Genomic DNA, 13,376 nt, shown 5'->3' on the forward strand with positions numbered 1-13,376 from the left:
ACGCGTAGAGACGCGGAGCGGGACGCAAGGGGACGTGGGGACTGCGGGCGGCTACGGGGGGACGCGGGCGGCTACCAGCGGACCAGGGCGTTCTCGATCGTCGAACCGGGGCCCATGGTCATCAGCACCACGTACTCGCCGGGTTCGACGCGGCCCTCGGCGCGCAGCCGGTCGAGGGAGAAGAGGAAGGAGCCGCTGGAGAGGTTGCCGTAGTCGCGCAGCACCGAGGTGGTGTGGCGCACGTCGTGGGAGGTCAGGCCGAGGTTGATCTTCACCGCGTCGATCACCTTCTTGCCGCCGGAGTGGACGATCCACTGGGCGATGTCGCTGCGGCGCAGTCCGGTGCCGGCCAGCAGGTTGCCGATCGCCTGCTCGGCGTGGGCCCCGACGACGTAGGGGACGTCGCGGTCGAGGAAGAAGCTGTACTTGCCGTGGTCCTCGTCCCAGTCGAAGCGCATGGCGTCCACCGCCTCGGGGATGATCAGGCTGGTGAACTTCACCACCTGCGGCCCGGGTTGCTGCTGCGGCTCCTCGTCGCAGCGGACGGCCACGGCCGCGGCGCCGTCGCCGAACAGCCCGTTGACCACCGCGGTGCGCATAGTGCCGTCGAAGACGTAGGCGGCCGAGCAGGACTCCACGCAGATCATCACCGCGAGCCGGCCGGGGTTGCGGGCGGCCCAGGCGGCGGTGGGGTTCAGCCCGTTGAGCCCGGCGTTGCAGCCCATGCCGACGACGTCGAGCCGGCTGCACGTAACGGGGATGCCCAGCTCCTTGATGAGCAGGGCGCTGAAGCCGGGGGTGAGCAGTCCGGTGGAGGTCACGCAGCACAGGTAGCCGAGGTCGTCCAGGCCGGCGCCGATCTCCGCCAGACAGGCGCGAAGCGCCTCGGCGGCCAGCTCGATGCCCTTGTCCCGGTGCTTGCGCAGCAGTTGGGCCTGGGTCTCCTGGACGGGGGCGCCGTCCGGTCCCGGCGGCGGCAGTTGCAGGTGGCGCTTGGCGATGTGGCTGTTGCGGAAGACGGAGACGATCGTCGGGTCGTCGATGCCGTAGATCCTGAGGATGTCCTCCTGCGTGTAGCTCGTCGCCGGGTTGGCGGTGCCCACCCCGAGCAGTCGGGGGAAGGACACGGTGCCGGCGCCGGGAGCCCTGCCGTGGTCGAGCATTGCTGATCCCCTCGGGACGGGTGGTGCGAGGACGGTCGGCGGTTGATCTGACTTCATCTGGCGGGGACACTATCCGTTCATGACAGATGTTGTCAATCACTCTGGCAGTTTTTGGCAAGTAGCGGGACGTGCGAGAGCCTGGCAGATGGATCGTCAACGGGGTTGGTGGCGACCGGAGTTCGGGAATATGTACCGTGCATGCTGACTTGACATCAGAGTCAAGCTGCTGGACGGTAAAGTCATAGCAGGTGGCCGAGAAGGTCAGGCGCCTGGTCGAGCGATTGTGACCGGGTGGTGGCTACGGCCACTCGATGTCACCGGTGCCGCCCGTCGTGCTCGTGCCGTCGTCGGCCTGCACAGCCGCGCCGGTACCGGGCACGGCCGGCCACTCGATCCCGGCGGGGGCGGCCGGCCACTCGATGCCCTCGCTGTCATCGGCCGCGACGACCGCGTCCGCCGCGGGTGTCACAGGCCACTCGATGTTACCCGTGTCACTTCCCTCCCCCGTGACCCATACTGCGGCAGCGGAGTTGGAGGCGGGGGGCACCGGCCACTCGATTCCGGCCCTGACCGCGCCGACCCCGGCGACGGCGAGGGCGGCCACGGCGGAGACGGCGAAGGTGCGCAGCGAGCGGTTCATGACATTGCTCCTTATGTCTTGGCAGGAAAACGGTGAGGGCGTGGGCCACGTGAATGGCTACCTGGAACAGCCGGCGTTCGGGCGGCTGGTGAGCCGGCTGCGGCGCCGGCAGGGCCTGTCGCAGATCGAGATAGCCGGCGAGGGCGTGTCGTCCAGTTACGTGTCGCGGCTGGAGGCGGGCCTTCGTGCGCCGACCCCGCAGGCGGTGAAGCACTTCGCCGAGCGGCTGGGAGTTCCCGAGGAGACCTTCGCCGCACGCTCGCCGCAGGTCGTCGCGGCGCGGCTGGCGGAAGGGGTGGCTGCTCTGGAGGAGATGGACTACGAGACCGCGGTCGCCGTGCTCGGTGGGACGGCGCAGGACGCGGAGGACGCACCGCCGGAGATGGCGTGGCAGGTGCTGTGGAATCTGGCCAGGGCCCACGAGCAGCTCGGCGAGCACGCCGCGCGGCGGCGGGTGCTGGCCCGGGTCCTGGCCGTCGCGGAGCAGTTGGACTCCGCGACGCTCCAGGTCAAGGCGCTGGCGGAGTCAGCGGTCTGCGCGCGGCTCGTCGGCGATGTCGGGGCCGCGGTCGCCGAGGCCGGACGGGCGCTCGCGCTCTGCGAGCAGGACCCGCAGGTCCCGCGGGCCGATCGGGCCCGGGCCCTGGTCGCCCTCGCCGCCGCCGAGACCGAGTCCGGCCGTCTCGCCGACGCCGCCCACCATGCCGAGCTGGCCCAGCAGATCCCGCCAGAGGAACTGGGGCCGCTGCGGGTCCGGGTGCTGTGGACCGCGGCCGCGGTCGCCGTCCGCCAGGGGGCCGGCGAGCGCGGCCTCGCCCTGCTGGAGGAGGCCCTCGCCCTGAAGTCCCGCGTCCCGGTCCTCACGTGGGGCCGGCTGCGGCTGGCGGCCGTCGCGCTGAGCCTGCGGGTCCGCCCCGTCGCCGGGGTCGAGGTCCTGCGCTGGTTCCGCGAGGCCGAGACCGTCCTGGAGCTGGTCGGCACCGCCGGCCACCAGGCAGAGCTCCAGGCCGTCGCGGCCCGCCTGGCCTTCCACCAGGGCGACCGGCAGCGTGCCGCCGAGCTCGCCGCCAAGGCGCTGGACCAGGCCGCGGCGCTCTCCCTGCACGACCGGACCCGTACCGAGATCCTGCTGCACCAGGTCCGGGCCGGTCTGGGCGGCGGGGCCGGCGGGGACGGCGGGTCCGGCGAGTCGCTCGCCGCCCTGCGCGCCCTCGCCGAGGAACTGCGCGCGGCCGGCAGTCTCGACCTGGCCGCCGAGGCGTGGAAGGCCCTCGCCGAGGCCTTGGTGCTCACCCGGAAGTGACTCCGCCCGGGCCGTCGCCGTGTCCTGGTTCATCTTCAGTCCTCCGTGGGTGGCATCGCCGTCCGCCGATGGCAGAGCCGCCCGGTTCCCCGGGCGGCCCGCCCTTGCGATGACAACTATCTAAGCACAGCTTGCCAAGCTTGATGCCGTCAGTTGACAAATTTTCTTGGCGGACATGCCAGATTCCCCCGCCGGCACCTCCTGGCGGGAGGTTCGGCGGGGGTGGATATCCGGATTTCTGCTGCTCTAATGGTGCGGATGGACCAGGCAATGCGTCATGACAAGGCTTGGCATGACACCCCGGTTCGCTGTCATGGCGGGGTGCCGGAGGCGGACCACACGGCGGTCATGCGCCTGCCGCGGACCTGCCGACCGGGCCGCTGACCTGCCCGCCGACGGGCCCGGCCGTCCGCTCGCCGGGTGCCCGTCACCGGACCGTCACCTCACGTCCAGCGCGGGCCGGCTCAGCTCGCCCACCGCCCGGGCCACCGCCGCCAGGCCGTCCTGCAGGTCCTGGGTCGGGCCGCCGAAGCCGAGCCTGACCCGGTCCGGGTGGCCGAAGCACACCCCGGGCACCAGCAGCACGCCGTGCTCGTCGAGCAGCTTGTCGCACAGCGCCACGGTGTCGTCCACCCCGGGGAAGGCCGGGAAGGCGCTCACCCCGCCGTGCGGCAACGGCAGCCGGACCAGCCCGGCGTGCTCGGCCGCCCACGAGGTGAGCAGCAGCCGGTTGAACCGCGCCTGCTCGCGCAGCGGGCCGACGACGGTATCCACCCGCTCCATCACCCGCGTGGCCAGCAGCTCGTTCAGCGGCGAGGTGCTGATGGTGACGTAGTCGCGCAGCCTGACCATGGCGGCCAGCACGTCCTGTGGCGCCACGCACCAGCCGATCCGCAGGCCGGGCAGGCCGAACGCCTTGGACATGGTGCCGAAGGAGACGCACCGGTCGAGGAAGCCGGCCGGGTCGGGCAACGGGCTGCGCTCGTAGACGAGTTCGCCGAAGGCGGCGTCCCAGAACAGGTAGCAGCCGGCCTGCTCCACCATCGCCAGCAGCCGGTGGTAGCCGTCCAGGTCGGGCATGGCGCCGGTCGGGTTGTGCGGGAAGTTGACCACCACCGCGCGCGTCTTCGGGGTGATCAGCGCGGCCAGGTGGGCCAGATCGGGCTCGAAGTCCTGCTCGCCGGACAGCCGCCACACCCGCAGCCTGGCGCCCAGCGCGGCCGCGACCGAGGAGAGCGACTGGTAGACGGGGCTGAGCACCACGACCTCGTCGCCGGGGCGGACGACCGCCGACAGGGCGAGGAAGATGCCCTCGGTCGAGCCGTGCGTCACCATCACCCGCTCCGGGCGGGTGGGGGCGTAGCGGGCCGCGATGGCCGCGCGCAGCGGCTCGCAGCCCAGCGACGGGCTGTCCCGGAACGGCAGCCGGTCGAGGTCCGCCACGTCGATGCCGAGCATGGCGCGCAGCCGGCCGAGCGAGTAGTTCTGCATCCCCGAACTGGAGATGTCGATGCGGGCGTCGAAGTAGCGGGTGCGGAACCAGTCCTCCAGCAGGGCGGGTTCGATGTCGCCGAGGGCCTGGGCGGCCGCGGCGGGGACGTCGCCGTCGCCGCGGGTCGGTTCGTTGGTCACTGGTCCTCCGGAGGGGTCTGGGTCAGCCGATCACGCGGGTCGCCGCGGACGCGCGGCCGGGGCGGGTGCGGCGCAGGTCCGCCACGACGTTGACCCGCTTCAGCCAGCGGTCGGTGCCGTCGTAGCGGGGGGTGAAGGGCCGGCGGCCGTGCACGACGTTGCGGTTGTCGATGAAGCCCATGTCGCCCGGCGCCAGCGGGAAGTCGTAGAGGCTGGTGCCCAGGTGGTCGACGAGCCAGGCGAGCGCGGCGGCCGCCTCGGTGTCGCCGTCGGCGGCGGCCACGAAGTCGCCGTCGATGCGCAGCACGGGCGCGTCCTGGTGCCCTTCGAGCAGGGCGATCAGCGGTGGCTTTCTGCGGACCTCGGCGAGCCGGCCGAACGCCTCGGCCCGCCCGTCCTCGCCCGGATCGGTGTTCAGGGCGGCCTCGTGCGAGGTGTCGGGCAGGATGTGGAAGCGCGCCTCGCGCAGCACCCGGCCGACCCGGTCGGGCATGGCGGCCAGGTCCAGGTGGCCGATGGTGGTGGCGGTCAGGGTGGGGCTGCGCAGGCACAGCAGGCCGACGAAGTCCGCGCGGTAGGGCGAGAAGGCGTCCTCGGTGTGCCAGCCCAGCTCGCTGGTGCTGCTGGAGCTGACCAGGCTGTGCTCCATGCCGGGCGCGGGCACCACATCGGTGACGACCCGGCCGTCCTGCTGGGTGGCCCAGGAGATGACGTCGCCGAGCAGCGCGCCGTAGAGCATGATCAGGAAGGCGTACGTGCGGCTGGCGTCGGTGTCGGCCTGCTGCCAGCCGAGCGGGGTGGGGCCGAGCGCGGCGTCGTCGACGAGGTTGCCGCCGACCACCAGGCCGTGCTTGCGGTCGTCCAGCCGGGCCGCGTTGACGGCCAGCCGCAGCCCGCGCGGGAGTTCGTGGGCGAGCACGGAGGCCTCGGCGAGGAAGCGCGGGTCGGTGACCCGCTGGTACTCCGCCAGGCACCGCTCGGCCAGGGCCAGGGCCGCCTTCGCCTCGGCGGGGCTGAGGTGATAGCGGTGCACGGCCGCCCGGCGGGGTGCGGGGGCTTCGGCGACCTGCGGGACGAACGGCGCGATCGGCGCCACGCGCACCGGGGCGGGGGCGAGCAGGGTCTGGCTGGACATGGGTATGCGTCTCCGATTCGGACGTGCGGAAGGTGGGTGCGGTGCCGGGGGCGCGGGCGGTCGCGCCCCCGGCCCGTGAAGAACGTGCGGACGTACGGACCTGCGGACTGCGGAGGCGGCACGGATTCAGGGCGCCGGTGCGCCGGGAGTCCGGGTGGTCAGGGGCCGTCAGGCGGTCAGGACCAGGCCGGGCGCCGCCGGGGCCGGCTCCCGGTCCGCCGCCCGCGGGCCGGTGCGGCGGGCGATCTCCGGGCCGATCAGCTCCAGCGCGGCCGCGCCGGTCATCCCGGCGTGGCTCGCGTCGACGACGTGGTGCTCCAGCCGGCCGGTGTACGGGCGCCAGAGCGCGGCGGCCTGGGTGGGCGTCAGCTCCTCGCGGCCGGCCTGGAAGAAGAGCACGTCGCCGGGGTAGGGCTGCGGGGTGAAGGCCCGCATCAGGCGGACGTTGTTGACGGTGACGGCCATCAGCGCGGTGACGGCCCGCTCGTCGAGCCCGGCCAGCGCGCTGCCGCGGTCGCGGAGCCGGGCCAGCACCAGGGCCGGGGAGACCGGCAGGCCGGCCCCTCCCCGCTCCTGGTCCGCCCCTTCGGTGCCCTCCAGGACGTCCACGCCGTCGAAGGCGAGGGTGAGCACCGAGCGCTCGTCCATCACCTCGTGCTCGCCGTTGCTGCCGCCGGGGTAGGCGTCGAGCAGGGCGAGCAGGGCCACCTCCTCCCCCGCGCGGTGCAGCAGCGACGCGATCGCGTGCGCCACCGCTCCGCCGAAGGACCAACCGGCCAGCTGGTAGGGGCCGGTGGGCTGGATGCGGCGGATCTCCCGCAGGTAGTCGGCGGCGATCTCCTCGACGCTGTCCGGCAGCCGGACCGCGCGGGCCAGGCCGCGGGACTGGAAGGCGTACAGCGGGGTGGCCGGGTCGAGGTGGCGGGCCAGTCCCGCGTAGCACCAGCCCATGCCGCCGCCGGGGTGGACGCAGAACAGCGGGGTGCCCGTCCCCTCGGGCCGCAGCGCGAGGACGGTGGCGAAGGTGCCGTCCTCGGCCGGGTCCTGCCCGTCGCCCGGCCCGGTCGCGTCCTGCCCGCCGCCCTGCCGGTCCTCCGCTCCCGCCGAGCTGCCGAGGGCCTGGGCCAGGGCGGCGACGGTGGGCGCGGCGAACAGGGTGCTGACCGCCATCTTCCCGTCCACCGCGCGGCGGATGCGGCCCACCAGCCGGGTGGCGAGCAGGGAGTGGCCGCCGAGGGCGAAGAAGTCGTCGTCGATGCCGACCTCGGGCACCCCGAGGGCGTCGGCGAACAGCTCGCAGAGGATCTTCTCGCGGGCGTCGCGCGGCGGGCGTCCCGCGGCCGCGGTGGTGGGCGGCGCGGGCAGCGCCCTGCGATCGAGCTTGCCGTTGGGGGTCTGCGGCAGCGCGTCGAGGACGACGAAGGCGGAGGGGACCATGTAGTCGGGCAGGCGGGCCGCCAGCCGCTCGCGGGCGGCCGCGGGGTCGGCGGTGGCGCCGGGCGCGGGCACCAGGTAGGCGACCAGCCGGCGGTCGCCGGGGCGGTCCTCGCGGACCGCGGCGGCGACCTGGACCAGCGCCGGGTCGGCGGCGAGCGCCTGCTCGACCTCGCCCAGCTCGATCCGGAAGCCGCGCACCTTGACCTGCCCGTCGGCCCGGCCGACGAACTCCAGTGCCCCGTCCGGCAGCCACCGCACCAGGTCGCCGCTGGCGTACATCCGCGCGCCGGGCTCGCCGGCGTACGGGTCGGCGACGAACCGGGTGGCGGTCAGCCCGGGGCGGCCGAGGTAGCCGCGGGCCAGTCCCTCCCCCGCGATGTAGAGCTCGCCGGGGACGCCGACCGGCACCGGCGCCAGGTGCTCGTCCAGCACGTACAGGCGGGTGTTGTCCATGGCCCGGCCGATCGGCACGGACCTGCCCACCGTGTGCGGGGCGCGCATCGGGTGCCAGGAGCAGATCACCGAGGTCTCGGTCGGCCCGTAGGTGGCCACGACCTCGGTGTCCGGGCAGGTGTCCAGGGCTCGTCGGACCGCGGCGGCCGGCACGTTGTCGCCGCCGGTCCACACCTGGCGCAGCCGGCCCAGCGCGGCCGGCTCCTCCTCGGCCATCAGGTTGAACAGCACCGGGGTGAACAGGGCGGAGGTGACGCCGTGTTCGGTGATCAGGCGGGCGTAGTCGGCCGAGTCGAGCCCGCCGGGCGGGGCGACGACGATCCGGCCGCCGGTCAGCAGCGGCACCCACAGTTCGTAGGTGGAGGCGTCGAAGGCGTGCGGGGCGTGCATCAGGACGGCCTCCTGGGCGCCCCCGGCCCAGCAGCGGTCGGCTGCCAGGTCGGCGATGTTGCGGTGGGTGACCGCGACGCCTTTGGGGGTGCCGGTGGAGCCGGAGGTGTAGATGACGTAGGCGAGGTCGTCGGGATGGGTCCAGGTGGCGGGGTCTCCTTCCGGGAGGGCGGCGAGCGCCGCGGTGTCGAGGTCGCCGACGTCCACGACGCGGGTGCCGCGGGCGCGCTGCCGGGCGACCAGGTCGTGGTCGCGGGTGGTGGCGTCCACCAGCAGGACGTCGGCCCCGGTGCCGTCGAGGACGAAGGCCATCCGCTCCAGCGGGTAGCCGGAGGGCAGCGGGACGTACGCGCCGCCCGCCTTGGTCACGGCCAGGGTGGCGGCCACGACGTCGGCGGAGCGCTGCAGCAGGGTGGCGACGGGCCGGTCGGGTCCGACGCCGAGGGACCGCAGGTGGTGCGCGAGCCGGTTGGCCCGGGCGTTGAGCTGGGCGTAGGTCAGCTGCCGCTCGCCCGCGGTGACCGCGACGGCGCCGGGGGTGCGGGCGGCCTGCGCCTGGAAGATCTCGGCGAGGCCGCGGTCGGCGACCGGGCGGGCGGGGCCGGCGAACGTACGGGTGACCAGGGTGTGTTCGGCTTGGGCGAGCAGGGTCAGCCCGCTGAGGGCGGCGCCGGGGTCGGCGGCCGCGTGGGTGAGCAGCCGCACCAGCCGGCCGGCGAGCGCGGTGGCGCTCTCGCGGTCGAACAGGTCGGTGGCGAAGACCAGTCCGCCCTCGACACCGGCGGCGCGGCCGTCGCCGGTGACGTTCTCGGTGAGGTTGAACTGCAGGTCGAACTGCGCGGTGTCCACCCCGACGCTGTCGGCCGCGACCTCCAGGCCCGCCATGGCGAAGTCGGCGGCGGCGTTGTTCTGCAGCACCAGCGTGGTCTGGAAGAGGGGGTGGCGGGCGCGGCTGCGCGCGGGGTTGAGGAGTTCGACCAGCCGGTCGAAGGGCAGGTCCTGGTGGGCGAAGGCGGCCAGGTCGGACTCCCGTACCCGGTCGACGAGTTCGGCGAAGGTGGGGTCGCCGGAGGTGTCGGTGCGCAGCACCAGGGTGTTGACGAAGAAGCCGACCAGGTCGTCCAGCGCCTCGTCGGTGCGGCCGGCCACCACCGAGCCCAGCGGGATGTCCGTTCCGGCGCCCAGCCGCGTGAACAGGGCCGACAGACCCGCCTGGAGGACCATGAACAGGGTCGCGCGCTGCTTACGGGCCAACTCCAGTAGCTTCGCGTGGAGTTCGGCGTTCAGGGCGAACTCGACCAGGTCGCCGCGGTGGCTGGGCACGGCCGGGCGGGGCCGGTCCAGGGGCAGTTCGAGCTCGTCGGGCAGGCCGGCCAGCGCGGTGCGCCAGTGCTCGGCCTGGGCGGCGGCGAGCGCGGTGGGCTCCTCGGGGGAGCCGAGCAGCTGCCGCTGCCACAGGGCGTAGTCGGCGTACTGCGCGGGAAGTTCGGCCCAGTCCGGGGCCGAGCCGTCCCGCCGGGCGGCGTACGCGGTGGCCAGGTCGGCGGCGAGCGGGCCCATCGACCAGCCGTCGGCGGCGATGTGGTGGACCAGCAGGAGCAGCACGTGCTCCTGCGGGCCGACCTCGAACAGGTCCACCCGCAGCGGGAGTTCGCCGGCGAGGTCGAAGGGGTGGGCGGCGGCCGCGGCCAGGACGTCGGCCAGCGGCTGCGACCAGAAGTGGTGCACGGTCACCTGCGGCCGGGCATCGGCCAGGACGACCTGGTGGGCCTCGCCCTCGTGTTCGGCCAGCACCGTGCGCAGCACCTCGTGCCGGGCGGTGAGGTCGCCGAGCGCGGCGGTGAGCGCGGCCCGGTCCAGCGGGCCCGACAGCCGCAGCACCATCGGAAGGTTGTAGACGGCGCTCGGGCCCTCCAGCCGGTGCATGAACCACAGCCGCTGCTGGGCGAAGGACAGCGGCAGCCGCTCGGGCCGGACCATGCGGGCGGGCGACAGGCGCCGGGCCGCGCCTGCCTGCTCGGCCCCGTGCGCCTGCGCGCCGGTCCCCTCGACGCCGGCCCCGCTTCTGGCCGCCTCGATCCGCGCGGCCAGGCCCGCCGCCGTGGGGGCCTCGAAGACGGCCCTGATGCCGAGGTCGGCGCCGAGCGCGGTGCGCATCCGCCCGACCAGCCGGGTGGCGAGCAGCGAGTGGCCGCCGAGGGCGAAGAAGTCGTCGTCGGCGCCGATCGCGGGCAGCCCCAGCACCTCGGCGAGCAGCGCGGCCACCTGCCGCTCCAGCGCGGTGGCGGGGGCGCGGCCGGCGGCGGAGGGGGCCGGTCCCGGCGCGGGCAGCGCCCTGCGGTCCAGCTTGCCGTTGGCGGTCAGTGGCAGCGTGTCGAGGACGACGAAGGCCGCGGGGACCATGTACTCGGGCAGGGCAGCGGCCGCCGCCGCGCGCAACCGGTCGGTGTCCGGGGCGGCGCCGGGGGCGGGCACCACGTAGGCGACCAGCCGCTTGTCGCCCGGGCGGTCCTCGCGGGCGAGCACCGCGGCTTGCGCCACGCCCGGCACGCGGCCGAGCACCGCCTCGATCTCGCCGGGCTCGACGCGGAAGCCGCGGATCTTCACCTGGCCGTCGGCGCGGCTGACGAAGTCCAGCAGCCCGTCCGCGGTCCAGCGCACCAGGTCGCCGGTGCGGTACATCCGCGTGCCGGGGGCGGCGGCGAACGGGTCGGCGACGAACCGCTCGGCGGTCAGGGCCGCGCGGCCGAGGTAGCCGCGGGCCAGCCCCGCGCCGGCCAGGTACAGCTCGCCGGTGGTGCCGGGCGGCACCGGGCGCAGCCGCTCGTCGAGCACGTAGGCGCGCATGCCGTCCATCGGGCGGCCCATCGGCACGGTGGAGCCGGTCGTGTGCGGGGCGCGCAGGACGTGCTGGGTGGCGAACAGCGTCGTCTCGGTGGGGCCGTAGGTGGGACGGACGAGGGTGCCGGGGCAGGCGTCCAGGACGCGCCGCACCGCGCCCGGCGGGATGACGTCGCCGCCGGTCAGCACCTCGCGCAGCGGCGCGAACGTCTCGGGGGCCTCCTCGGCGATCACCCGGAACAGCCCGGCCGTCAGCAGCACGCTGGTCAGCCGCTCCTCGCGGATCAGCGCCGCGTACGCCGCCGCGTCCAGCTCGCCGGGCGGGGCGACGACGATCTGCCCGCCGGTGAGCAGCGGCACCCACAGCTCGTAGGTGGAGGCGTCGAAGGCGACCGGGGAGTGCAGCAGGACGCGCTCGGCGGGCCGCTCCAGCCAGCGGCCGTCGCGGGCGAAGGCGACGACGTCGCGGTGGGTGATGCCGATGCCCTTCGGGGTGCCGGTGGAGCCGGAGGTGTACATCACGTACGCCAGCTGCTCGGGGTGGATCTCCGCGGGTGGCGGCAGCTGCGGGCCGGCCGGTGCCGGGCCGTCCACGACCACGGTGTGCCGTACGCCGGGCGGGAGTTGGGCGAGGACGGGTGCGGCGGCGCTCGCCCGGTCGGTGAGCAGGACGGCGGCGCCGGTGCCGGTGAGCACCGCGGTCATGCGGGCGGCGGGGGCGCGCTGGTCGAGGGGTGCGTAGGCGGCCCCGGCCTTCAGGATCGCCAGCAGGGAGACGACCAGGTCCACCGAGCGGGCCTGGAGCACGGCGACGCGGCTGTCCGGGGTGACGCCGAGGCCGCGCAGGTGCCGTGCCAAGTGGTCGGCGGCGGCGTCGAGTTCGCGGTACGTCAGCGCCCGGTCGCCGCAACTGACCGCGGTGCGCTCGGGGGTTGCCGCCGCTTGGGCGGCGAAGGCGGCCGTGACGGTGGGGTGGGGGGTGGGCGCGGCGGCGGGGCCCTGCCAGCCGGCGAGCAGGTTGCTCCGCTCGCCGTCGGTGAGGATCCCGGCCGCGCCGATGGGCAGCCGGGGGTCCGCGGCGACCGCGCGGATCAGGGCGGTGAGCCGCCCGGCCAGCGCCTCGGCGCGCTCGGCGTCGAACAGGTCGGTGCTGTACTCGATCCAGCCGGTGAGGCCGCCGGGCTCGCCGTCCTCGCCGTGGTTCTCGTGCAGGGTGACCGACAGGTCGAACTGCGAGATGGCCGGGCGGACGTCCTCGGCGGTGACCTCCAGGCCGCGCAGCCCGAAGTCGGCGGGCGCGGTGTTCTGCAGGGCGACCATGGTCTGGAAGAGCGGGTGGCGGGCGAGGGAGCGGGCCGGGTTGAGGGCTTCGACCAGGGCGTCGAACGGCAGGTCCTGGTGGTCGTATCCGGACAGTGCGGTGGTGCGGACCCGGTCCAGCAGTTCGGCGAAGGTGGGGTCGCCGGAGGTGTCGGCGCGCAGCACCTGGGTGTTGACGAAGAAGCCGACCAGGTCGTCCAGCGCCTCGTCGGTGCGGCCGGCGATCACCGAGCCGAGCGGGATGTCGGTGCCCGCGCCCAGGCGGGTGAGGAGGGCGGCGACGGCGGCCTGCACGGCCATCGACAAGGTGGCGCCGCGCTCGCGGGCGGCGGCCAGCAGCCCGGCGTGTGTGGGCGCGTCCACCGCGAGGCGGACGATCTCGCCGCGGTGGCTCGGCACGGCGGGCCGCGGCCGGTCGGTGTCCAGCTCCAGTTCCTCGGGCAGGCCGGCCAGGTGCTCGCGCCAGTAGGCGAGTTGGGTGGCCGCCACGCTCCGCGGGTCGTCCGGGTCGCCGAGGAGTTCGCGCTGCCACAGGGCGTAGTCGCCGTACTGGACGGGCAGTTCGGGCAGGTCGGGGGCGCGGCCGTCGAGGCGGGCGGTGTAGGCGGCGCCGAGGTCGCGGGCGAGCGGGCCGAGCGACCAGCCGTCGGCGGCGATGTGGTGGATGAGCAGGAGCAGCACGTGCTCGGCCGGCCCGAGCCGCAGCAGGGTGCCGCGCAGGGGTATCTCGGCCGCGAGGTCGAAGGCGTACCCGGCGGCCTCCTCCATGCGGGCGGCCAACTCCGCCTCGTCCTCGACGGCTTGGACGGTCAGGCCCGGGCGGACGCCGGACAGGACGATCTGCTCGGCCTCGCCGTCCGCCTCACGGTAGACGGTGCGCAGCACCTCGTGCCGGTCCACGACGTCGCCGAGTGCGGCGGTCAGGGCGGCGACGTCGAGCGGGCCGCGCAGGCGCAGGGCGAGCGGGAGGTTGTAGGTCGGGCTCGGCCCCTCCAGGCGGTGCAGGAACCACAGCCGCTGCTGGGCGTGGGAGAGCGGGAGCGTCGTCATCGGGATCGGTCT

The 13,376-nt window shown here is 74.7% G+C and carries 6 protein-coding genes; 1 reads left to right on the forward strand and 5 read right to left on the reverse strand.

Features of this window, described 5'->3' with window-relative positions; all coding sequences use genetic code 11:
• Positions 1–71: 71 nt before the first annotated feature.
• Together dpgA and BLR33_RS35230 are read right to left on the reverse strand one after the other, a co-directional pair.
• Complete coding sequence (gene dpgA, locus BLR33_RS16040; RefSeq protein WP_245771433.1) at positions 72–1,163, reverse strand: 3,5-dihydroxyphenylacetyl-CoA synthase DpgA; 1,092 nt, start codon at positions 1,161–1,163, stop codon at positions 72–74.
• 298 nt (positions 1,164–1,461) lie between these two features.
• The gene (locus BLR33_RS35230) at positions 1,462–1,803 is read right to left on the reverse strand and encodes a hypothetical protein (protein WP_176930281.1); all 342 of its coding nucleotides are present in this window, start codon (positions 1,801–1,803) and stop codon (positions 1,462–1,464) included.
• Between the two features lie 13 nt (positions 1,804–1,816).
• Between BLR33_RS35230 and BLR33_RS16045 the strand changes: the two genes are divergently transcribed.
• Positions 1,817–3,106, forward strand: coding sequence for a helix-turn-helix domain-containing protein (locus BLR33_RS16045; protein ID WP_176930282.1), 1,290 nt, complete (start codon positions 1,817–1,819; stop codon positions 3,104–3,106).
• Between the two features lie 438 nt (positions 3,107–3,544).
• Here BLR33_RS16045 and vioD read toward each other — a convergent pair whose 3' ends face one another.
• The 3 genes from vioD to BLR33_RS16060 all read right to left on the reverse strand — a co-directional run bounded on the left by vioD (position 3,545) and on the right by BLR33_RS16060 (position 13,364).
• A complete protein-coding gene (gene vioD / locus BLR33_RS16050) occupies positions 3,545–4,738 on the reverse strand; it encodes a capreomycidine synthase (RefSeq protein ID WP_093785122.1) in 1,194 nt (397 codons plus the stop codon).
• Between the two features lie 22 nt (positions 4,739–4,760).
• A complete protein-coding gene (gntD, locus tag BLR33_RS16055; RefSeq protein WP_093785123.1) occupies positions 4,761–5,873 on the reverse strand; it encodes a guanitoxin biosynthesis L-enduracididine beta-hydroxylase GntD in 1,113 nt (370 codons plus the stop codon).
• Positions 5,874–6,041: 168 nt separating this feature from the next.
• Positions 6,042–13,364 (reverse strand): amino acid adenylation domain-containing protein, encoded by a 7,323-nt coding sequence (locus BLR33_RS16060; protein WP_093785124.1) that lies wholly within the window; start codon positions 13,362–13,364, stop codon positions 6,042–6,044.
• Between the last annotated feature and the right edge of the window lie 12 nt (positions 13,365–13,376).

Origin of the sequence: Actinacidiphila guanduensis (assembly GCF_900103985.1) — a bacterium.
Classification (GTDB): Bacteria; Actinomycetota; Actinomycetes; order Streptomycetales; family Streptomycetaceae; genus Actinacidiphila; species Actinacidiphila guanduensis.

What these genes read in the sequence shown, in the direction of transcription:
- BLR33_RS16045 (WP_176930282.1), top strand. Translation starts at nt 1,817, where the DNA reads ATGTCTTGGCAGGAAAACGGTGAGGGCGTGGGCCACGTGAATGGCTAC.
- BLR33_RS35230 (WP_176930281.1), bottom strand. Translation starts at nt 1,803, where the DNA reads ATGAACCGCTCGCTGCGCACCTTCGCCGTCTCCGCCGTGGCCGCCCTC.
- gntD (WP_093785123.1), bottom strand. Translation starts at nt 5,873, where the DNA reads ATGTCCAGCCAGACCCTGCTCGCCCCCGCCCCGGTGCGCGTGGCGCCG.
- dpgA (WP_245771433.1), bottom strand. Translation starts at nt 1,163, where the DNA reads ATGCTCGACCACGGCAGGGCTCCCGGCGCCGGCACCGTGTCCTTCCCC.
- BLR33_RS16060 (WP_093785124.1), bottom strand. Translation starts at nt 13,364, where the DNA reads ATGACGACGCTCCCGCTCTCCCACGCCCAGCAGCGGCTGTGGTTCCTG.